Annotated in this window: 20 protein-coding genes and 3 tRNA genes; 10 read left to right on the top strand and 13 right to left on the bottom strand. The window is 67.3% G+C overall.

Annotated features, from left to right (window positions below):
- Positions 1 to 5: 5 nt before the first annotated feature.
- Both M3B11_RS01050 and M3B11_RS01045 read right to left on the bottom strand, forming a co-directional pair.
- Positions 6 to 521 (bottom strand): hypothetical protein, encoded by a 516-nt coding sequence (locus M3B11_RS01050; RefSeq protein ID WP_259874703.1) that lies wholly within the window; start codon positions 519 to 521, stop codon positions 6 to 8.
- Positions 514 to 1,983 (bottom strand): isochorismate synthase MenF, encoded by a 1,470-nt coding sequence (locus tag M3B11_RS01045; protein WP_259874701.1) that lies wholly within the window; start codon positions 1,981 to 1,983, stop codon positions 514 to 516. The genes M3B11_RS01050 and M3B11_RS01045 overlap by 8 nt, the downstream gene beginning before the upstream one ends.
- A gap of 107 nt (positions 1,984 to 2,090) precedes the next feature.
- Between M3B11_RS01045 and M3B11_RS01040 the strand changes: the two genes are divergently transcribed.
- From M3B11_RS01040 to M3B11_RS01030, 3 genes are read left to right on the top strand one after another with little or no spacing between them, the layout of a single operon-like run.
- Positions 2,091 to 2,819 carry a demethylmenaquinone methyltransferase gene (locus M3B11_RS01040; protein ID WP_259874699.1) on the top strand — a complete coding sequence of 243 codons (729 nt, stop codon included), beginning with the start codon at positions 2,091 to 2,093 and terminating at the stop codon, positions 2,817 to 2,819.
- The gene (locus tag M3B11_RS01035; RefSeq protein WP_259874697.1) at positions 2,816 to 4,135 is read left to right on the top strand and encodes a geranylgeranyl reductase family protein; all 1,320 of its coding nucleotides are present in this window, start codon (positions 2,816 to 2,818) and stop codon (positions 4,133 to 4,135) included. Before M3B11_RS01040 ends, M3B11_RS01035 begins: the two co-directional genes overlap by 4 nt.
- A 38-nt stretch (positions 4,136 to 4,173) precedes the next feature.
- The gene (locus M3B11_RS01030) at positions 4,174 to 5,184 is read left to right on the top strand and encodes a polyprenyl synthetase family protein (protein ID WP_259874695.1); all 1,011 of its coding nucleotides are present in this window, start codon (positions 4,174 to 4,176) and stop codon (positions 5,182 to 5,184) included.
- Between the two features lie 23 nt (positions 5,185 to 5,207).
- Here the strand turns inward: M3B11_RS01030 and rarD are convergent, their stop codons facing one another.
- Positions 5,208 to 6,281, bottom strand: a complete 1,074-nt coding sequence (rarD, locus tag M3B11_RS01025; protein ID WP_311197706.1) for an EamA family transporter RarD — start codon at positions 6,279 to 6,281, stop codon at positions 5,208 to 5,210.
- A 121-nt stretch (positions 6,282 to 6,402) separates the two neighbouring features.
- Here rarD and M3B11_RS01020 point away from each other — a divergent pair, with 121 nt between their 5' ends.
- Positions 6,403 to 7,824 (top strand): FAD-dependent oxidoreductase, encoded by a 1,422-nt coding sequence (locus M3B11_RS01020; protein WP_259874693.1) that lies wholly within the window; start codon positions 6,403 to 6,405, stop codon positions 7,822 to 7,824.
- Positions 7,825 to 7,826: 2 nt separating this feature from the next.
- Positions 7,827 to 9,140, top strand: coding sequence for an alpha/beta fold hydrolase (locus M3B11_RS01015; RefSeq protein WP_259874691.1), 1,314 nt, complete (start codon positions 7,827 to 7,829; stop codon positions 9,138 to 9,140).
- On the opposite strand, the gene M3B11_RS01010 is transcribed toward M3B11_RS01015, so the two are convergent.
- Positions 9,131 to 9,622 carry a YajQ family cyclic di-GMP-binding protein gene (locus M3B11_RS01010; RefSeq protein WP_102161404.1) on the bottom strand — a complete coding sequence of 164 codons (492 nt, stop codon included), beginning with the start codon at positions 9,620 to 9,622 and terminating at the stop codon, positions 9,131 to 9,133. The two genes, M3B11_RS01015 and M3B11_RS01010, sit on opposite strands and share 10 nt — an antisense overlap.
- 125 nt (positions 9,623 to 9,747) lie before the next feature.
- Between M3B11_RS01010 and M3B11_RS01005 the strand changes: the two genes are divergently transcribed.
- Positions 9,748 to 9,829: transfer RNA gene (locus M3B11_RS01005), tRNA-Tyr, on the top strand.
- Between the two features lie 101 nt (positions 9,830 to 9,930).
- Here M3B11_RS01005 and M3B11_RS01000 read toward each other — a convergent pair.
- The 7 genes from M3B11_RS01000 to M3B11_RS00970 form a co-directional block, all read right to left on the bottom strand.
- A complete protein-coding gene (locus M3B11_RS01000) occupies positions 9,931 to 10,275 on the bottom strand; it encodes a transcriptional regulator (protein WP_259874689.1) in 345 nt (114 codons plus the stop codon).
- Between the two features lie 35 nt (positions 10,276 to 10,310).
- Positions 10,311 to 10,766, bottom strand: coding sequence for a hypothetical protein (locus M3B11_RS00995; RefSeq protein WP_259874688.1), 456 nt, complete (start codon positions 10,764 to 10,766; stop codon positions 10,311 to 10,313).
- Positions 10,767 to 10,881: 115 nt separating this feature from the next.
- Positions 10,882 to 11,664: an LPXTG cell wall anchor domain-containing protein gene (locus M3B11_RS00990; protein WP_259874687.1), complete on the bottom strand. Its 783-nt coding sequence runs from the start codon at positions 11,662 to 11,664 to the stop codon at positions 10,882 to 10,884.
- Complete coding sequence (locus tag M3B11_RS00985; protein ID WP_259874686.1) at positions 11,657 to 12,241, bottom strand: signal peptidase I; 585 nt, start codon at positions 12,239 to 12,241, stop codon at positions 11,657 to 11,659. The genes M3B11_RS00990 and M3B11_RS00985 overlap by 8 nt, the downstream gene beginning before the upstream one ends.
- The gene (locus tag M3B11_RS00980; protein ID WP_259874685.1) at positions 12,241 to 13,440 is read right to left on the bottom strand and encodes a hypothetical protein; all 1,200 of its coding nucleotides are present in this window, start codon (positions 13,438 to 13,440) and stop codon (positions 12,241 to 12,243) included. The genes M3B11_RS00985 and M3B11_RS00980 overlap by 1 nt, the downstream gene beginning before the upstream one ends.
- Complete coding sequence (locus M3B11_RS00975; RefSeq protein ID WP_259874684.1) at positions 13,437 to 14,219, bottom strand: hypothetical protein; 783 nt, start codon at positions 14,217 to 14,219, stop codon at positions 13,437 to 13,439. The genes M3B11_RS00980 and M3B11_RS00975 overlap by 4 nt, the downstream gene beginning before the upstream one ends.
- A 4-nt stretch (positions 14,220 to 14,223) precedes the next feature.
- Complete coding sequence (locus M3B11_RS00970) at positions 14,224 to 14,805, bottom strand: alternate-type signal peptide domain-containing protein (protein WP_259836474.1); 582 nt, start codon at positions 14,803 to 14,805, stop codon at positions 14,224 to 14,226.
- A 340-nt stretch (positions 14,806 to 15,145) separates the two neighbouring features.
- Here M3B11_RS00970 and glsA point away from each other — a divergent pair, with 340 nt between their 5' ends.
- The 4 genes from glsA to M3B11_RS00950 all read left to right on the top strand — a co-directional run bounded on the left by glsA (position 15,146) and on the right by M3B11_RS00950 (position 17,962).
- Entirely contained in the window at positions 15,146 to 16,939 is a 1,794-nt protein-coding gene (gene glsA / locus M3B11_RS00965) for a glutaminase A (RefSeq protein ID WP_259874682.1), read from the top strand.
- The gene (locus M3B11_RS00960; protein WP_259874680.1) at positions 16,939 to 17,733 is read left to right on the top strand and encodes a glycerophosphodiester phosphodiesterase family protein; all 795 of its coding nucleotides are present in this window, start codon (positions 16,939 to 16,941) and stop codon (positions 17,731 to 17,733) included. The genes glsA and M3B11_RS00960 overlap by 1 nt, the downstream gene beginning before the upstream one ends.
- A 56-nt stretch (positions 17,734 to 17,789) precedes the next feature.
- Positions 17,790 to 17,862, top strand: a tRNA-Thr gene (locus M3B11_RS00955).
- Positions 17,863 to 17,888: 26 nt separating this feature from the next.
- Positions 17,889 to 17,962, top strand: a tRNA-Met gene (locus M3B11_RS00950).
- A 58-nt stretch (positions 17,963 to 18,020) separates the two neighbouring features.
- On the opposite strand, the gene M3B11_RS00945 is transcribed toward M3B11_RS00950, so the two are convergent.
- Both M3B11_RS00945 and M3B11_RS00940 read right to left on the bottom strand, forming a co-directional pair.
- Positions 18,021 to 18,314, bottom strand: coding sequence for an AMP-binding enzyme (locus M3B11_RS00945; RefSeq protein ID WP_259874678.1), 294 nt, complete (start codon positions 18,312 to 18,314; stop codon positions 18,021 to 18,023).
- Positions 18,311 to 19,183, bottom strand: coding sequence for a class I adenylate-forming enzyme family protein (locus tag M3B11_RS00940; protein WP_259874676.1), 873 nt, complete (start codon positions 19,181 to 19,183; stop codon positions 18,311 to 18,313). The genes M3B11_RS00945 and M3B11_RS00940 overlap by 4 nt, the downstream gene beginning before the upstream one ends.
- Between the last annotated feature and the right edge of the window lie 3 nt (positions 19,184 to 19,186).

Raw genomic sequence — 19,186 nt, 5'->3', positions numbered from 1 at the left:
TGGCATCAGGCGCTGCCGCGGCGCTGCGCGCGCCTGCGGGCAGCAGCGATGAGACTGAGCGCCACGCCGGCGATGAGGATGACACCAGCAGCGAGCATGATGACCGCAGCGGTGGTGGCCCCGCCGTCGGACGGGGCGAAGAGGTCGGTTACATAGCCGGTGAGGAACGTCCCGGCCCCGGCGTAGACGACGCTGTTGGCGACCCTGCCGAGCGCGGTGGCCGGGCGTTCGGCTGAGTCGGTGAACTCGCGGCGCGAATCGTCGTGCCGGGTGCCGCCGGAGGCGGCATCGTGCTCGGCATCGCCGTCATGGTCACCGGTGCCGTCATCGAAGGACCCCGCGACCGTGCTTGCCACCTGCAGTCCGATGCCGGTGGCGATGAGCACGGCCGCGACGGTGAGGACGAACTCCTGACCGGCAGGCACCCCGTCGCCGAAGAACACGAGCGGAAAGCTGATGAGCGCACTGAACGCGACGATGACTGCACCTGCGAAGATCGCCAGATAGCCGGACCTACGCATGGCTGTCCTCCCGAACAGCAGCCGTCGGTGCTGTATCCGTCGGCATGGCTGCCGCGTGCTCCTCGGCGATCGCGGCCTGCGGGTCGATGCCGAGCGCGGTGCGCATCGGCGCGAACTTCGCACCGGTCTCGACCAGTTCGGTCAGCGGATCGGAATCGGGCATGATCCCGGCCCCGGCGAAGAGCCGGATGCGGTTGCGGTCCTCGAACTGCCCACACCGCAGCGCGATGCCGAACTGCCCGTTGCCGGCTGAGTCCATCCAGCCCACCGGCCCGGAGAACCGGCCCCGGTCGGTGCGCTCGTATTCGGCGATCGTCGCGGCGGCCAGCGGCGTCGGTACCCCGCCGATCGCAGCAGTCGGGTGGACCGCCTTGGCGACGGCCAGCGCAGTGGGCACCCGCCCGTCGCGGACTGTCAGCGTGCCGTGGGCATCGGAGGCCAGGTGGATGACATTGGCCAGCTGCAGCAGATGCGGCTCCTCATCGACGTGCAGCTGATCGGTCAGGCGGGTCAGCGGCGCGACGACCGACTCGATCGCATACCTGTGCTCCTCCTGATCCTTGGCCTTGCCCAGCAGCTCGCGGGCGGCGGCGAGTTCGGCACGCGGATCGTCCTCGACCCGGTAGGTGCCGGCGAGCACCCGGGTGGTGACCCGGCCGTCCTCGACTCCGACGAGCAGCTCCGGGGTCGCGCCGATGAGGCCGGCGACATCGAAGGTCCAGCAGCCCGGATAGGCGGTGTTGAGTGCTGCGAGCAGCGCACGCACGTCGATCTCGTCGGGAGTCTCGATGAGCTCATCGCGGGCGAGCACGACCTTCTTCAGCGCCTGCGCACCGGTCTGCTCCCGCATGAGCGCGCTCGCCTGGGCGACGATGTCGAGGTAGTCCGACCCGGTCGTGTGACCGGGCTTGCGAACGGCGCCGGTCGGCCGGCGGATCGCGGTCGGGGCGAGGACGAGCTCCCCTTCGTCACTGCCATCGCCGCTGCCCGCCGGGTCGGCTGTGTGAGCATCGAGCGGTTCGATTGAGGTCAGCCACACGCGCCCGTCGCGGCGGCCGAGCAGATAGCGGGGGATGTCGATGACCGAGGTGGCCTGCGACTGGGCGGAGAACGTCACCGCTGAGAAGCACATGAGCCCCGAACCCGGCAGGCCGACCGGATCGTCGATCGTCGAGGTCGCCACGATCTGCTGCCAGGCCCGGTCGAGGTCAGCGAACCGGCGGGTGCCGGTGGCGGTCAGCCGGGCTGCCCGGCCGAACCCGACGAGCCCGGAGGTGTGCCGCACCCAGCACGAGAACCCTGCAGCCGGCAGCTGGGAGATGAACTCCTGCGGCGTCGTCGGCAGTCCGTGGGTGAAGGGCACTGGGGCATGGGGGCTGAGGCCGTCGATGAACCATGAACGCACCGCGAACCGCGGCAGCCCAGGGTCGTCGTCGCTCACATCGATCCTGTCCATAGTCATGCCATCCTACGTGCTCACCGGATCCGGCGGCAGGCACCTCGAGCCGTCCGCGCCACGACACCGGGCCCCGATTGGCTCCCGGGCGGCTCAGTTGAGACGATAGGGCAATGAACCGGGCCCAGCTGGACAAACAGGCCGCCGACGTCGCGTCGATGTTCGACGACGTCGCCGAGCGCTACGACCTCACCAACGACGTCATGACCTTCGGGATCTCACGCCTGTGGCGCATCGCCAACACCGAGGCGGTCGACCCCAAGCCGGGTGAGAAGATCCTCGACCTGGCCGCCGGGACCGGCGCCTCGTCCGTTCCGTATGTGCGCGCCGGCGCCGAGGTGGTGGCAGGCGACATCTCCGAGGGCATGCTCGCTGTCGGAAGGGAACGCTACCCGGACATCGAGTTCGTCTACGCCGATGCCCTCGACCTGCCGTTCGCCGATGATCATTTCGATGCGGTGACGATCACCTACGGCATCCGCAACTTCCAGGATGTCGACGCTTCCCTGACTGAGATCCTGCGCGTCCTCAAGCCCGGCGGCCGGCTTGTCATCGCCGAGTTCTCCACCCCGACGTTCGCACCGTTCGCTGTGGCGTACAAGGAGTACATCATGGCCGCGCTGCCGGCCCTGGCGAAGGCCGTGAGCTCGAATCCCGATGCCTACGTCTACCTCGCCGAGTCGATCCGCGCCTGGCCGGACCAGGACACCTTCGCCCGGCAGATCTTCGCTGCCGGCTACGACCAGGTCAAGTACCGCAACCTCACCGGCGGCATCGTCGCCATCCACCACGCCCTCAAACCCGCCGCCGGACCCAACCCGGCTGGCAGCGCGACGACATGACCCGCATCGACGCCGATGTCGTCATCGTCGGTGCAGGACCGGCTGGCTCGACCGCAGCCGCCCACCTCGCTCAGGCGGGTTTCGACGTCGCGCTTCTGGAGAAGGCCTCCTTCCCGCGTGACAAGATCTGCGGCGACGCGCTCACCCCCAGGGCGGTGCGCGAAACCCAGCGCCTCGGCATCCCGACCCGGGCCGAGGACGGCTGGCACCCCAACCGCGGGCTGCGGCTCATCGGCGCCGGCCACCGCCTGGAGATCGACTGGCCCGATGTGCCGGGCATGCCCGATCACGGGCTCACCCGTCCGCGCATGAAGCTCGACGCCGACCTCGCCGGCTTCGCAGCCGCGTGCGGCGCGCACCTGCACGAGAACACGATGGCCACCCATCCGATCCTCGGCCCCGACGGCTGGGTCACCGGTATCGCGGCCCGGGCCACCGATGAGCACGGCCGCAGGACCGGCCCCGAGCTGACCTTCCGCGCCCCGGTCGTCATCGCCGCCGACGGCGTGTCCTCCCGCATGGCCGTCTCCCTGGGCCTCGAGAAGCGCAACGACCGCCCGATGGGCGTGGCCGTGCGCACCTACCATTCCTCCCCGCGTCATGACGACGACTACATCGAAAGCTGGGTCGAGCTCACCGCACCCACCCAGACCACCGCCTCGGGCCAGGCGACCGGCGGCGAGGTGATGCCCGGCTACGGCTGGCTGTTCCCGCTCGGCGACGGCACCGTCAACGTCGGACTCGGGATGCTCAACACCTCCCCGGCCTTCGGTCAGCTCGACTACCGGGCGGTGCTGCGTGACTGGATCGCAGCCATGGGTCACGAGTGGGACATCGACGAGACCACCGAACTGACCCCGGTGCGCTCAGCGGCCCTGCCGATGGCCTTCAACCGCACCCCGCACTTCAACCGCGGCATGCTGCTCATCGGCGACGCCGGCGGAATGGTCAACCCCTTCAACGGCGAAGGCATCGACTACGGCATGGAAGCCGCCCGCATCGCCGCCGAGGTCATCTCCACCTACGCCCGCTATCCCGAGGCCGCCCGCCGGCGCCGCCTGGCCGAATACCCGGCCGCCGTGCGCGAGAGCTTCGGCTCCTACTTCACCCTCGGACGGGTGTTCGCCGAGCTCATCGGACGCCCCGAGCTCATGAGCCTCGGCATCAAGTACGGTATGAGTAGCAGACTGGTGATGACCTTCGTGGTCAAGCTGCTGGCGAACCTCTACGACGACGGATCCACCACCGATCGGGACGCCTACGACTATGTCATCACCGCGCTGACGAGGCTGACACCGGCGACGACGAACGACTGAGGGCTGAGGGGACGGACATGACGAAGCATTCGACACCCATGACGGGTCCGCTGTCGCCGGTCTCCTTCACCGGCGCCGGATCCGAGCTCAGCGCTGCCCTGACAGCGCGCCTGGATGAGGTCGAGGAGTTCCTCGACATCGCCGTCACGCAGACCGACAAGCTGCCGAACGAGACCTCCCATCATCTGCTGCGCGCCGGCGGCAAACGGGTCCGGCCGATGCTCGTGCTGCTCGCCGCCGAATACGGCGACTCCAGCACCCGCGATGTCGTCAAGGCCAGCGCGGCCGTCGAACTCATCCACCTCGCGACCCTCTACCACGACGACGTCATGGACGACGCCCCGGTGCGCCGTGGCGCACAGGCCGCACACGAGGTGTGGGGCAACTCGGTGGCGATCCTCACCGGTGATCTGCTCTTCGCCCGCGCCTCGCTGCTCTCAGCCGAACTCGGCGTCGCCGCCGTCGAACTGCAGTCGCGTACCTTCGAACGCCTCGTCCTCGGCCAGCTCAACGAATTCGTCGGCCCCCAGCCCGGTGACGACCCGATCGAACACTACCTCAAGGTGCTGGCTGACAAGACAGGTTCGCTCATCGCAGGCTCCTGTGAGTTCGGGCTGCTCGCCTCCGGCGGCCCAGCCGAGCTCGTGCCGGTGCTGCGCGACTACGGCGAACGCGTCGGTGTGGCCTTCCAGCTCGCCGATGACATCATCGACCTGACCTCCGACGCGCAGACCTCCGGCAAGACGCCCGGCACTGACCTGCGCGAGGGTGTGCCGACCCTGCCGGTGCTCTACCTGCGCCGGGCTGCCGCAGCCGGTGACGTTGAGGCGCAGCGCATCGTCGAGCTGCTTGCCGCCGACCTGTCCTCCGATGACGCACTCGAGACCGCCCGTGCAGCGCTCGCCGCCCACCCGGTGACCGCTGAGGCGCGCGCCGAAGCACGCCGCTGGTCCGATGCCGCGGTCAGCGCCCTCGAAGCACTGCCGGCCGGCTGGATCAAGGACAGCCTCGCCGCGTTCGCCGACACCGTCGTCTCCCGCGTCGCCTGAGGCTCACCCGGCAGGCGACTGCCCTATACGCGGTGGCCGGCTGCCGGCGGTTCGTCTGCCTCCGGACGATTCGCGTCCACACCGTCGGTAGCCCTCGCCTCCCCAGCCGCTGCGACATCCGGAGTCCCAGTTACCGCCGGCAGAGGCGGTTCGGGCCGGTCGGCGTTGCGGACCTCGCGGCGCCGCTGAGCCTGGGTGGCGCGCAGCATGTCGACGGTGAGCATGATGACGGCGATCCAGATGATGATGAACCCGATCCAGCGGGCCAGCGGCATCTGCTCGCCGAGCACCGTGATGCCGAGGATGAACTGGATCGTCGGGGTGACGTACTGCATGAGCCCCACCCACGACAGCGGCACCCGCCGGGTGGCGGCGCCGAAGAGGATGAGCGGGATCGCGGTGATCGGGCCGAGCGCGAGCATGATGAGCAGATGCCCGGTGCCCTCGGTGCCGAAGTGCGAGGCACCGATGGCGGTGAGATAGATGATGTAGGCCCCGCAGACCGGGGCGAGCACCGCAGTCTCGACTGTCAGCCCCTCGAGCGCGCCGACCTTCCCGCCGACCCGGTTCTTGATGAGCCCGTAGAAGCCGAAGGAGAACGCCACGAGCAGCGCCAGCCACGGCATCTGCCCGTAGCCCACGGCGATGACCACGACGGCCAGGCAGCCGACGATGACCGCCGCCCACTGCAGCCTGCGCAGTCGCTCGCCGAGGAAGACCACCCCGATGAGCACAGTGACGAGTGGATTGAAGAAGTAGCCGAGTGAGATCTCGACGACGCGATTGAGGCTGACGCCGAGGAGGAAGCCGAACCAGTTGATCGAGACGACGATCGCGGCCAGGGCGAGCGTGCCGAGCACGCGCAGGTCGCGCACCGCGGCCAGGACGCGGCGGAACCCGCGGGCGAAGATGAGCAGGATGGTGCAGAACACCAGAGACCACACGATCCGGTGGGCGAGGATCTCGATCGGCGTCGCCGGGGCCGCAGCGGCGAAGACGAGCGGCATCCCTCCCCAGAACAGGTAGCCGGAGAGACCGAGCATCAGGCCCGAGCGGCGGCGGGCGGATTCCTCGTCAGTCAGCGGGCGTTCAGTCACGAACGGCAGTCTAGTCCACAGCAGGATCGCTGCTGTGACTTCCCACATACTGACCGCCCGAGATGTCGACATCAGGCGCCTGGACGTTAGAATCGTGAGTTGACTAGGTGAAAGGTGTGTTATGACTCGTCCTCTCCGGGTGGCCATCATCGGCGCGGGCCCGGCCGGCATCTACGCCGCAGACCTGCTGACCAAGGCTGAACGGGAATTCGACGTCAGCATCGACCTCTTCGAACGCCTCCCCGCCCCCTTCGGGCTGGTGCGCTACGGTGTGGCTCCTGACCACCCGCGCATCAAGGGCATCACCAACGCACTCATCAAGGTGCTCGACCGCGGGGACATCCGGCTGTTCGCCAATGTGGACTACGGCACCGACATCACGCGTGAGGAGCTGCAGCAGCACTACGACGCCGTCGTCTTCTCCACCGGCTGCTTCGTCGACGCCAAGCTCACCATCCCCGGCATCGACCTGCCCCGCTCCTACGGCGCCGCTGACTTCGTCAACTGGTACGACGCCCACCCCGATGTCTCCCAGGACTGGCCGCTGGACACCAAGGAGGTCGCCGTCATCGGCAACGGCAACGTCGCCCTCGACGTGGCCCGGGTGCTGGCCAAGCAGGCCGACGATATGCTCACCACGGAGATCCCCGACCACGTCTACGAGGGACTCAAGCGCTCCGAGGTCACCGATGTCCACGTCTTCGGCCGCCGCGGCCCGGCCCAGGCGAAGTTCACGCCGCTGGAGCTGCGCGAACTCGGCCACGTCAAGGACGTCGACATCATCGTCTACCCCGAGGATTTCGAGTTCGACGAAGCCTCGATGGCTCAGATCCACTCGAACAACCAGACCAAGCAGGTCACCAAGACGCTGACGGACTTCACGCTGCGTGAGCCAACCGGTGCCAAGCGACGCCTGCACCTGCACTTCCTCCACGCCCCGGTCGCCGTGCTCGGCGACGAGGACACCGGCGTCACCGGCCTGCGCACCGAACGGCAGGAGCTCGACGGCCGCGGGGGAGTCAACGCCACCGGCACCTTCGTCGACTGGCCGGTGGACGCGATCTACCGGGCGGTCGGCTACTTCGGCACCCCGCTGACCGAACTGCCCTTCGACGAGCTCAAGGGCGTGATCCCGAACCACGAGGGCCGCGTCGTCGATGCGCTCTCGCAGTCGGAGTCGGCTGATGCGCCGTGGATCCCCGGCGTGTACGCCACCGGCTGGATCAAGCGCGGACCCGTGGGGCTCATCGGTCACACGAAGGGCGATGCGCTCGAGACGATCACCCACCTCATCGAAGACCATGTCGCCGGCCGGCTGCCGACCCCGTCGGCCCCGGGCGAGGACGCGATCACCGAACGGCTCGCCGCCAAGGGCGTCGACTACGTCGACTGGGAGGGCTACCACCGGCTCGAAGCCGCGGAGAAGCAGCTGGGCGAACCGCACGGCCGTGAGCGGATCAAGATCGCCACCCGTGAGGGCATGCTCGCCGAAGCCCGCCGCGCCGTCGAGGCCGCCGACCCCGTCGCCGTCGGCGAAAGCTGATCGTGGGTGCAGCCGGGCGGGCCGAGCGCATCGTCCGCTCCGTGCGCGGCCTGCGCCGTGTGCGCCGGCCGGCCACCGCCTCGGGCCCGGAGTTCGACCTCCACTACGTCCGCCAGCCGGCAACCGGCACCCGCCCAGCAGGCCTGCCGATCGTCATCGTTCCCGGCGGGCCGGGTCTCGGCTCCCTCCTGCTGTTCACCGGGCTGCGGGCCCGTGCCGCCCGCGCCGGTCTCGAGGTCATCATGATCGAGCACCGCGGCATCGGCCTGTCCCGCTTTGACACAGACGGTGCGGATCTGCCGCTTGAGGCGATGCGCGTGGCTGCGGTGGCCGATGACATCGCCGCTGTCCTGGATGCGGAATCCGTTCCCGAGGCGGTGCTCGCCGGATCCTCGTACGGCACCTATGCGGTCCAGGCCTTCGCGGCCGACCATCCCGAACGCACCGCCGCTCTCGTCCTCGACTCGGCGATGATCGACGCGGGCTTCCCGCAGCGCATCGAGGACTACAGCCGCCAGCTGCTCTTCGAGGGGCGCCCGCCAGCAGAGCTGAGCGAGATCGGCCCGGTGCCCGGCATCGCCGGGCCGGTCGACCCGGCCGCTGACCTGCCCGGGACCGAGTGGGTGGCGATGAAGATCCGCGACCTCACCGGCTCCCAGCTCATCAGCCAGCAGGACCTCGGCCGCATGGTGCGCTCGGTCTTCGAGTTCGCCGGAGTCAGCACACTCGACCGGCTGCTCAACCAGATCGCCCTGGGCCGCGCCGGGTGGACGCAGGCGATGCTGACCACGCTCATCACCGGCGAGCTCGAATCGCGCAGACCGCATATCATGGAATTCGACCTCGTCGGTGAGATCGCGGTGCGCGAACTCGGCTATGCACTGCCGGGCCGCGGCAGCCTCTTCGACTCCTCCGCGGACTTCGGAGACGCCAGTGGCCGCTTCACCCCGTTCGCCGGAGAGTCCTATGATCTGTCGGCAGCGCTCAAGCCGCTGCAGGCCCCGGTGACCGTGATCTCCGGGAATCGTGACCTGCGCACTCCGCGCAGCATCGCCGCACGCATCGCAGCTGACGCACCCGACGGCGCGCTCATTCCGGTTGCCGACCACGGGCACAGCGCTCTCGACACGCATGCTGGGCTGTTCCTCGCCGTCGTCACCGCCCACGCTGCCGGCCGGCGCCCGCGGGCAGACGAGCTGGCTGCGGCCAGCGGCCGGCGTTCCGGTTCAGGCTCGCACCGCCTCGGCGGGATGCTGCGCGCCAGCCTGCTGGCCGACCGGCTGCGACCGGTCAGTCAGCGTCCCGGTCAGCGGTAGTTGGTGAACTGCAGGTCGACGTCGAGGTCCTTGCCCTTGAGCAGGGCGATGACCGCCTGCAGGTCATCGCGCTTCTTCGAGCTCACCCGCAGCTCCTCGCCCTGGATCTGGGCTTTGACGCCCTTGGGGCCCTCATCGCGGATGATCTTCGCGATCTTCTTCGCGTTCTCCTTGTCGATGCCCTCCTTGAGGTGACCCTCCAGTCGGTACTCCTTGCCCGAGGCGTACGGGTCGCCGGTCTCGAGGGACTTGAGCGAGATGCCGCGGCGCACGAGCTTGGACTGGAAGACATCGAGCACGGCCTTGACGCGGTCCTCACTGACCGCCTTCATCATGATCGACTCGCCGGACCATTCGATCGAGGCGTCGGTGCCCTTGAAGTCGTAGCGGGAGCGGATCTCCTTCGCTGCCTGGTTCAGGGCGTTGTCGGCTTCCTGCCGGTCGACTTCAGAGACGATGTCGAATGACGATTCGCTGGCCATGGATCCTCCTGCGGACGGTGACGTTTCGCACACCATTCTAGGCGCTGAGGCGATTGGCGTTTCTGCCGCGGAGCTAGTATCCTTCCATAGGTGCTTGACCGCGCATGCGCCTCAAGCAGACACCTGGCAGGTTGCCCGAGCGGCCAAAGGGAGCTGACTGTAAATCAGCCGGCATTGCCTTCATAGGTTCGAATCCTATACCTGCCACAGCCAAGGCCCGAGGCGTTCTCGCCTCGGGCCTTTGCCGTCGCCGGTTGCCGTCTCCGGGTCCGCTGCGGCCGGGTTCGTGCGGTGGTGCCGGCCGCTGTTCACCTGGTGCTCGGTTCGTTCTCCGCTTCGGCCTCGCTGAACGCCAGGTCCGCGATCTGGCGCAGCCCGGCCATATGCGCGTCATAGACCTTCCGGCCGGCGGAGGTGAGGCTCAGCCACGTGCGCGTCCGCTTGCCGATGAAGCCCTTGCGGACTGCAACGATCTCGTTGTCTTCGAGGGTGGAGATGTGCTTCGACAGCGTCGAATCGCTGACGCCGAGCTGCTCGCGGATCGTGCGGAAATCCGCCCGCACACAGCCGTGGAGTCCGGCGACGAGGGCCAGCCGCGTCGGGTTCGTCAGCTGCGGGGACAGCTGCGCAATCGCATTCTGAGGGGTGCCCATGATCGTCTCCTGTCTGCCGGTTCATGTACGGCGGTTCAAGCACGGCGGCGCAGCACGGCCATCGCCACGGTCGTGACGAGGATGATGAAGCCGGCCGCGAGGTCAGCGTACAGCGGGGCGGCGAGCAGGTTCGCTGCCATCGCCGCGCCGATGTAGGCGCCCACCTGCAGCACGAGCACGGTGACGAGCAGGATAGTGTCCCGGCGCGTCCACGAGCGGGCGGCGGAGTAGATGACCGCACCGGGGATGAGCAGCGCGAGGGAGAGCAGGATCCGCAGGATGAACAGCGGTGAGCCTCCCGCCTCGGCGTCAGCGGCGACGACGAGTGATCCGGCGGTCATCGCAGCCCCGGAGGCCAGAAGACCGGCGGCCAAGGGCAGCGTGTTGGCACGCGCGGAGGTGGTGTGCGCCTGTTCTGCTGCGGCGAGTGATGTGCGGGCTTCGGCTGGGTCGGGGTGCTGGTGGGCGTGTGCTGAGGTGCTGTTCGTCATCGTGACTCCCTCGTCTCATCATCTGTCGTCTTCTGCAGCTGACGTCAGAGTATCAGTCACTTTCCATGATGGAAAGTGACTGGGGTTAAGGAGTCTGAGCAGCTGCGTCTCAGCGCTAGGGGGAGCCTGCTTCCGCATTGCGGCGCCGATGGCGGGCCACGAGCAGCGCGGTGATGCCGACGCCGATCGCCACCAGCCCTGCCGCCAGGAGCAGCAGTGTCTCCACTCCGGTGCGCGGCAGCGGTGCCCAGCGGTCGGCCTCATCGTCGCGCGGCAGGCTGCGCTCACTGCCCTCGGAGTCGTTTTCAGACCCGTGCTGTGCGGAAGAGGCGGACGGAACCGGCCTGAGGGCATCGCTCGGGCCGGAATCGTCTTCGCCGCTGAGCTGAAGGACGAGATCGAGACCGAGGTACCGCGACTGCGTCGCATTCGGCGCCGAGAACGGCAGCACGGCCTCGGCGTCGAGACGGGCAGTGGCCTGTGGGGCGAGCTTACCGAGGTCGGCGGTCAGAGGCTCGGCGCGCAGCTGGCGGACGGTCGCAGAGCTCCCGTTCATGCCCACGGCAATCGCATCGTCGATCGCTGCTGTGTCCGCCGGCCCGATCCAGCGCATCTGCACGCGAACGGCGATCGGCGCATCGGTGGCATTCCGCAGCCATACCGTGTCGTCGACACGGTCACCGGGGGAGAGGCGGTCGACGCTGTCGAACAGCTGCCGGGGCAGCTGCGGAGCCCAGTTCTCACCGTCGACGGAGACCTCGATAGGAGCTGATGCCGAGGCGGTGGTCGCTGTGGCAGGCAACACGTCCAGAGCAAGAGCGAGGGCTGCGAGGGCGGCCAGCAGGACGCGTGCGACCGGGCGCGCGGGGGCGTGCTGTAAGGCGGGGGTCTCAGGCATCGGTGCGCACCTCCTCGGCGCTGGGGGAGCGCTCACCGGGTGCGGTCTCATCCTCGGAATCCGGGCGGCGCCGCACGCGGTCGCGGCCAGCGAGCAGCAGCTGCCAGATCGCGTAGCCGATGAGCGCCAGGCCGATGACGGTGATCGCGGCGATCTTCGTCGGCCCGTCGATGCCGAGTGCGATGTGTCCGACGTAGGGGAGGTGGTAGACGACGACGCCGCGGACCTGCTTGGGAAGCACCGCCTCAGGGTCGGGTGCGTTGTTGGCATCGCCCTGGGTGGTGAAGGACTTCTCACCGGCCCCGTTGACACTGAAGCCGACGACCCGGTGCGTGATGAGCGTCTCGTCATCGGGGTTGGGCATGAACGTGATGACATCGCCGACGGAGACCTCGGCCGCACCCTCGACGGGTTTGACGTAGACCTGCGAACCCGGCGGGATCGCAGGCTCCATCGAGCCAGTCAGCACTGTCAGCGGCACCCACCCCATGAGGCGGGGGACGACGACCATCGCGAGCAGCAGCAGCGCCAGAGCACCGGCAGCGCTCCACAGGAGCCACGTGAGAAGCGTGCGCATCACCACTGCCTCCCCGGGACGTTCGGGGCGCCGGTGAGGTTTCCAGGCGTGGTGACGGTGCTGTTGCAGAGGTACTGGTTCATAAGCGACATGCCGTTCCACGACAGGTCCCACCCCTGCGCCGCAATGAATCGTGTCTGCGCGGAGTTCTTCAGAACGCCGACGATGGCGAAATCACGGTGCACCCGATTGCCGTCCAAAGCTGGGCGGCGGATGATTTCGCGTTCGACGTACACATGACGCTCTGATGCAGGGATGTTGCCACCGGGATGCTCCGGAGCGTAGGGTCCATCACTGGGACGCACGTGGTAGCCGTTGGTGATCTTGGACCAGGACCCGCCGGTCGGCTTGCTCCAGACTTCCCACCGGTCGATGACAGACGTGTCGACGGCGCTGGAGCCGCTGGCATCTGGCCACCCCCACTGCAGCCGCATGTAGCCGCGGTAACTGGACATGCGTCCGGGCTGACATCCGGGAACTCCGTTTGACGTGATGGAGGGCGACGGCGCTGGCTGCGGCAAGCTGACGCGGTAGAGGCTCGTGACCGACCCAGATTCGCGGCCATCGGTCGACAGTGTCTGAGCCGGGCCGATGTCGGTGACAGCTTTGATGCCGGCACCGGCGAAGCGGCGCAACAGGGAACGGCGCTGGTCCACCGTGGACGAAGCAGTGTCAAGGGTGATGTCGACGCACATGTGGCGGGTCTCGCCGGCTGCGAGCATGAATGTTGCGCCACCGGCCGGCGGAGTGAAGATCCCGTTCGCAGGTGGAGCCTGTCCGGTTTCCTTTGCTGTCCAGACCTGCTTCCGTTCGCTGCTCGTGCACGTCCGGCCGGCGGGGGCGAGCGCGAAGGTGATGCGGGAATTGCGCACCGGATCAAGGGTCGAACCGTCGTAGCTGTAGCGGCTTGTGAGCTGAGCGCGGGTGATGCGCATCTCACGCGCGAGGGTCGAGGACTTATTCGTGACGGTGAAGCTCGGCTGATTCCACACCGGAGGCTGTGCCGGGTTGGTGCTCTCGCTGGTGCTGGGCACATCGGCGAAGTCGAGCGTGTAGCTGTCCGTCTGTGCAGAGAGCTCATCGGTGGTGAGCTCTTCGAACCACATGGCCAGAGTGGAACCGGTCGGGGTGATGACCGTGGCGATGACGATGAGGAGCGCAGCGATGAGGCTTGCCGGGGTGATCCACTGCTGTCTCACGGTGCGTGCTCCTGTCGTATCGTCACCATGCGTGTCGTGTCTCGTGTGTCCTCGGGTACAGCTCGGCACTGGAGTGGGCTGTCACCGGTGGTGTTCCCTGCCGGTTCCCAGTGTGAGCCTGCTGTGCTGGTGAGGGGTCGAATGCAGTCGAGGTGTTGCGGCGCCTGCTGCTCGACCTGAACGGTGAGCGCGCCGAGGTCGATGCTGCGGGGCTCGAAGGACACCGGCCACTGCTGTGGGGTGGTGATCGTCGAACTCACCTGCCACTCGGCCTTCTTCAGTTCTGCGGGGTCGGATCCGGAGATCTCGGCCGGATCGCCGAGGCTCTCACCATCGCGGGTGAGTTCGGTGTCCACCGTTGTGCCGTTCGGCAGCGCAGCTGTGACGTCTGCTCGATCGACGGTGACGTGTGCGGTGAGGTTCGTCCCGTTCGCTGCTGCCGTGAAAGTCTCCTGGATGAGCAGCTGGTCGCCGGGCAGCAGCAGCTGCCCTTCGAGTTCAGCTGCCGTGAGTTCACGGCACGCCGCGAACCCGCTCGGTGCCGTGCATGCGGTGCCGCCGGCGAAGGTCCGCTGATCTTCGGGAAAGCGGCTGTGCAGCTGCACCGGAGCGGTGGAGCCGGCCTCAAGCGTGAGCGAGCCGGAGGAGATCTGGGTATCCGGCAGGGTGGTCTCTTCGTACCAATTCGCCAGGGTGACGCCGGTCGAGGACAGGAGGACCAGTCCCAGACCGGCGGCCACCGCGGCTGCCGCTACCCGTCGCACGGAGGCAACGGTCATGAGATCAGGGGTTGTCGTTCTGATCGAGTTCGATCTTGATCTCGGAGAGGTTGACCGTTCCGTCCTCGCCACGGTCGCCCCACCAGTTGGACTTGTCCTCTGTCGGAGTTTCGCCGTCAGCCGTCAGTGGGAACGTCAGCTCGACGGACACCGGGATCGCGGCAGTGTCGCCGGGCCTGACGGTCTGCTGGGTATCGGTGCCGGTACCGACAACGGTCGTGACCTCGACGATATTGGCAAGATCGCCGGTGACGGTGTCTGTGGTGTTGACTTTCAGTGTGGCGACGAGATTGTCGCCTTCGAGGTCAGGGGTGACGTTTGCGGTGTAGCGCAGCCTGTCGCCGGGCACCATCTTGAACTGGGCTTCATCGATGGTCTGCCCGCTGTTGTCGTCGACCCATTTTTCGTCCTCGACAGTCATATTCAAGTGCCCTGTCTGCAGGCTGCTGTCGCCGATCGAGGCCTCTTCATACCACTTGGCGAAGGTGGTACCGAGCCCGGCGAGCAGGGCCACACCGAGGGCACCGGCTGCGGCTGCCTTGGCGGCACGACGATTGGGCTTCTTCTGCGTTGGCGTTTCGGTCATGAGAGATCCGTTCCTCACGTGGGTTGTTTTGCGGCTTAACAGCAGGTGAGTGGTTGGTGAGCGCTCAACTGACGCATGTGCAAATCCTGCGTAGAGGGCTCATGCGAGATGAATGTGAGCTGAATAAACCTCATAGAAGTGATGAACACCTCATGGCTGCACGCTTCTGCGGGGCAGACGCGAGTGCCTTCGCGGATGCGGAGGGCTCGCCTCCCCGCCCACTCGTCGCCGAATCGGTGCCCATCCGTCTCCGTCACGCGAACCAGACATCAACGGGGTTCGCTGTCTCTGCCGTGCGAACCGTTAGCGTAGGGCAGGAGGCGTCGGCTAGCCTGGAACCATGCAATCGCCCATTCAGCAGTACCTCGACTCCGTGCACGAGCGTCTCTTCGATGTCCACGGCGGTGAACAGCCGCAGAACAACCCCTCACTCGCCGAGGCCGACCCTGATCTGTGCGGCCTGGCGATGACAACCGCTGACGGATACACCTACACCTCCGGTGACGCCGAGGTGCCCTTCAGCATGCAGTCGATCTCCAAAGTGTTCTGCTACGCCATCGCGCTGCAGGACCGCGGCTTCCGGTTCATGGACGCGAAGATCGACGTCGAGCCCTCCGGCTCCTCGTTCAAGGACCTCTCCAGTGAGGCCAACACCGGCAGGCCGAAGAACCCGCTCATCAACATCGGTGCGATTGCGGCAACCGCGCAGATTCTGCCGGACTCCGACGGCGAGGTCTTCGACAAGATCCTGCGCGTCATGTCCGACTGCGCTGCCCGGGACCTCGAAGTCGACGAGGTCTCCTATGAGGCGGATCGCGACGGCGGCATGCACAACCGCGCGCTGTCATGGTTCCTCGCCTCATGGGGCATCATCGACGGCGACCCGCTCCCGGCCTTCGACGACTACAGTCGCCAGTGCGCCATCCTCGCCAGCGCGAAGGACCTGTCGATCATGTCCGCGACGCTGACCAACCTCGGCGTCAACCCGGTCACCGGCAAGCGCGTGTTCTCCCGCCAGGTCGCCCAGCGGGTGCTGTCGGTCATGCTCACCTGCGGCATGTACGACGACTCCGGTGACTGGGTGTCCTCGGTCGGCTTGCCGGCCAAGAGCGGCGTCGGCGGCGGCATCATCTCCGCTCTGCCCGGCCAGCTCGGCATCGCCACCTACGCTCCGCCGCTCGACCAGCACGGTTCGAGCGTGCGCGGTCTGGCCGCCCACCGGATCCTCTCCCGCGACCTGGAGCTGCACTTCGTGCGCACCTCCACGGCCGGCCTGTCGACGATCCGCACGCACGACACCATCGACCATGTGCCCTCGACGACCCGTCGTCCGGAAGCCGCCGAGGCGGTCCTCACCGAATACGGCGAGCGCGCCCACGTGCTCGAAGTCATGGGCGACCTGCTGTTCTCCGGCATCGAAGTGCTCTCCCGTGAGGTCGCGACATTCGACAAGAACACCGTCTGCGTCGTCGTCGACCTCTCACGTGCCGATCACATCGCCGAGGTCTCAGTCAAGGCGATCTCGCGGCTGGCCGCCGCCCTCGCCGACGTCGACACCTCCCTCGGTCTCGTCGACCCGTTCGACCGGCTGGCGAACCTTCTGGTGCCCGTCGACATGCAGGTCGAGATCTTCGAGGACCGCAACGATGCCCTGTTATGGGCTGAGGATCAGATTCTCCGCCAGTACGGCGACGAGGACTGCTTCCCCGACGAGGCGATCTCCACTCCAGTGCTGCTCGAAGGCATCGACGAGAAGATCCGTGAGAAGGTCGTCAGCCTGCTCAAGCGCGAGGAGTACGACACCGGCGATATCGTCCGCAAGGTCGGTGACGAGTTCGACGGCATCCGGTTCATCGTCTCCGGCGAGGTGCACATGCTCAATCCTGAGGATGAGGGCGGCGACGTCAACGCGCAGCTCGTCGCCGGCATGTCCTTCGGTGAGCTCGCCCTCAATGAGACCTACCATCAGCCCTTCGACGTCCGCGTAGCCGAGCCGACCGTTGTCGAACTGCTGTCGAAGTCCGCGATCGAGAAGCTGGAGAAGTCGGATCCGGAAGCCGCGGCCATGCTGTGGCGCGCGATCGCGGTCGAAGGCTACATCCGCCTCGGGCAGGTCATGCGAGGAGTCAACTGATGCTCGAGGCGTTCCTCGCCGATCACGGGTACCCGCACGCCCCCGGCGGGGAGCACAAGCCGTGGGTCATCGCCCACCGGGGCTACTCGGGAGTCGCACCGGAGAACACACTCGTCGCCATCGAAGCCGCCCGGGTGCTCGGGTCCGACTGGATCGAAATCGACATCGGGATCAGTGCTGACGGAACCCCGATCGTGCTGCACGATACGACCCTGAACCGCACCACCTCGGCGACGGGAACCGCAGCGCAGATGAGCGACGAACGGATCTCACTGGCCGATGCCGGCTCATGGTTGGGTCCGGGCTTCATCGGCCAACGGGTGCCGAAGCTGCGCACTGTTCTCGCCAACCTGGCAGACTTCGACGGCAATCTGCTCCTGGAGTTCAAAGACGACTGGTCGCCAGGTGCGATCGCGCAGGTGGCCGACGACATCATGGCCACCGGGATGGCCGACCGGATGATCCTGCAGAGCTTCTCAACCGCAACGCTGACCGCCGTGCGCGACCTCATTCCCGTAGTCGCCCGCGGTCTGCTGCGCATGGTCCCACGGCCGGAGGACAAGACGCTGGCCTCAGATCTCGACGTGACCTTCTACAACCCATCGCGGCGCGGCTTCTTCCTCAGGCAGGCGCTGCTCGAGGAGTTCATGGCCGAGGGTTACGGCTGCCTCGTGTGGACGTCGAACGCGCCTGCCGACTGGGAGCGCCTCATGGCCGCTGGAGTGCACGGCATCATCACCGATCACCCGGGTCGCCTGCAGGGCTATCTGAGCGCCAAGTACGACGCCGACTGAGCGCAGTGAAGCTGATTTTGTCCGCGGCCGGAATGTGTGTATAGTGTTTTCTCGTTGCCCCGATAGCTCAGTCGGCAGAGCATCTCCATGGTAAGGAGAAGGTCAAGGGTTCGATTCCCTTTCGGGGCTCTCGTGCCGCTCGGAAGCGGCACTGCGGCGGGGTAGCTCAGCTGGTTAGAGCGCACGACTCATAATCGTGAGGTCGCGGGATCGAGTCCCGCCCCCGCTACGGCAGAAGAACGGCCACTACACAGCGCGTGTGGTGGCCGTTTCGCATCTGCCAGGGCTCAGGGCGTGCGCAACTGGCGGCGCAGGGTCTTCCCGGTGGCCGTCTTCGGCATCTCGTCACGGATCTCGACCTCGCGCGGATACTTGTAGGCCGCCATATTCGCCTTGCAGAACGCCGCCAGCTCCGCAGGCTCCACCTGCTGCCCGCTCTGCAGCGTGACGAAGGCCTTGACCGTCTCTCCCCGGTACTCATCGGCCGCCCCGATGACCGCCGCCTCGGCGACGGTCGGATGCGTGTAGAGGACGTCCTCGACCTCGCGCGGCCACACCTTGTAACCGGAGGCGTTGATCATGCCCATCTTCCGGTCGACGAGATAGAACCAGCCCTCGTCGTCGACGAACCCGATGTCCCCGGTCTTGAGCCAGCCATCGGCGAAGGCGCCCTCCGTTGTCTCGGGTGTGTTCCAGTATCCCGGGGTGATCTGGGGCCTGTGATGACGATCTCCCCGCACTCACCCGGCGGGAGGTCGGCGAGGTTCTCATCGACGATCCGCGCGCTCGTGTCGTAGACCGGTTTGCCGATCGACAGGGCGCCCGAGGTGGGGTCGGCCGGTGCACGCTGACCGCGCGGCACCAGATGCGTCGGGGAGGCCGTCTCGCTCATCCCGAAGATGTTGTGCACATACGCGCCATAGATCCCCTCCAGGCGATCACCGAGCGACGGGGCGATCGGGGCGCGGCCGGAGCAGATCGTGTGCAGGCTGGCGAAGTCCTCGGTGCGCGCCTCGGGGCTGTCGGCCAGTGCCATGAGTGCGGTGATCGCACTGACAGTGAAGGCCGGGCGGGTGCGGCGGATCGCCTCGAGCATGACGCTGGGGTGGAAGCGGTGGGTGATGACCATCGGTGTGCCGAGCCGCAGCCCGAGCATGACGTGGCCGACCATGCCGGTGATGTGGAACAGCGGCGCGACCGCCAGAATCGGCTCACCGGATTCGAGCGCGGAGATCTGCACACAGGTCTCGGCATTGAACGCCAGGTTCCCGTGGGTGTTCATCGCACCTTTGGACTTGCCGGTGGTTCCCGAGGCGTAGATCAGCAGTGCGACATCGTCGCCTGCCAGCTCGGCCGGGTCGTAATCCGAGCCGGCCGGCCGTGCCGAGGAGCTCGTCTGGGACCTCGGCGCGGGACTGCTTGGGCCGGTCGCCTGCCATCCGCCACTCATCGT

This window comes from Brevibacterium sp. p3-SID960 (genome assembly GCF_025144725.1).
Lineage (GTDB): Bacteria > Actinomycetota > Actinomycetes > Actinomycetales > Brevibacteriaceae > Brevibacterium.
Note: the sequence above shows the minus strand (reverse complement) of the source record. Positions and strands in the feature narration are given on the sequence as shown.

What these genes read in the sequence shown, in the direction of transcription:
- M3B11_RS01050 (WP_259874703.1), bottom strand. Translation starts at nt 521, where the DNA reads ATGCGTAGGTCCGGCTATCTGGCGATCTTCGCAGGTGCAGTCATCGTC.
- M3B11_RS01045 (WP_259874701.1), bottom strand. Translation starts at nt 1,983, where the DNA reads ATGACTATGGACAGGATCGATGTGAGCGACGACGACCCTGGGCTGCCG.
- M3B11_RS01040 (WP_259874699.1), top strand. Translation starts at nt 2,091, where the DNA reads ATGAACCGGGCCCAGCTGGACAAACAGGCCGCCGACGTCGCGTCGATG.
- M3B11_RS01035 (WP_259874697.1), top strand. Translation starts at nt 2,816, where the DNA reads ATGACCCGCATCGACGCCGATGTCGTCATCGTCGGTGCAGGACCGGCT.
- M3B11_RS01030 (WP_259874695.1), top strand. Translation starts at nt 4,174, where the DNA reads ATGACGGGTCCGCTGTCGCCGGTCTCCTTCACCGGCGCCGGATCCGAG.
- M3B11_RS01020 (WP_259874693.1), top strand. Translation starts at nt 6,403, where the DNA reads ATGACTCGTCCTCTCCGGGTGGCCATCATCGGCGCGGGCCCGGCCGGC.
- M3B11_RS01010 (WP_102161404.1), bottom strand. Translation starts at nt 9,622, where the DNA reads ATGGCCAGCGAATCGTCATTCGACATCGTCTCTGAAGTCGACCGGCAG.
- M3B11_RS01000 (WP_259874689.1), bottom strand. Translation starts at nt 10,275, where the DNA reads ATGGGCACCCCTCAGAATGCGATTGCGCAGCTGTCCCCGCAGCTGACG.
- M3B11_RS00995 (WP_259874688.1), bottom strand. Translation starts at nt 10,766, where the DNA reads ATGACGAACAGCACCTCAGCACACGCCCACCAGCACCCCGACCCAGCC.
- M3B11_RS00990 (WP_259874687.1), bottom strand. Translation starts at nt 11,664, where the DNA reads ATGCCTGAGACCCCCGCCTTACAGCACGCCCCCGCGCGCCCGGTCGCA.
- M3B11_RS00985 (WP_259874686.1), bottom strand. Translation starts at nt 12,241, where the DNA reads ATGCGCACGCTTCTCACGTGGCTCCTGTGGAGCGCTGCCGGTGCTCTG.
- M3B11_RS00975 (WP_259874684.1), bottom strand. Translation starts at nt 14,219, where the DNA reads ATGACCGTTGCCTCCGTGCGACGGGTAGCGGCAGCCGCGGTGGCCGCC.
- M3B11_RS00970 (WP_259836474.1), bottom strand. Translation starts at nt 14,805, where the DNA reads ATGACCGAAACGCCAACGCAGAAGAAGCCCAATCGTCGTGCCGCCAAG.
- glsA (WP_259874682.1), top strand. Translation starts at nt 15,146, where the DNA reads ATGCAATCGCCCATTCAGCAGTACCTCGACTCCGTGCACGAGCGTCTC.
- M3B11_RS00960 (WP_259874680.1), top strand. Translation starts at nt 16,939, where the DNA reads ATGCTCGAGGCGTTCCTCGCCGATCACGGGTACCCGCACGCCCCCGGC.
- M3B11_RS00945 (WP_259874678.1), bottom strand. Translation starts at nt 18,314, where the DNA reads ATGATCAACGCCTCCGGTTACAAGGTGTGGCCGCGCGAGGTCGAGGAC.
- M3B11_RS00940 (WP_259874676.1), bottom strand. Translation starts at nt 19,183, where the DNA reads ATGAGTGGCGGATGGCAGGCGACCGGCCCAAGCAGTCCCGCGCCGAGG.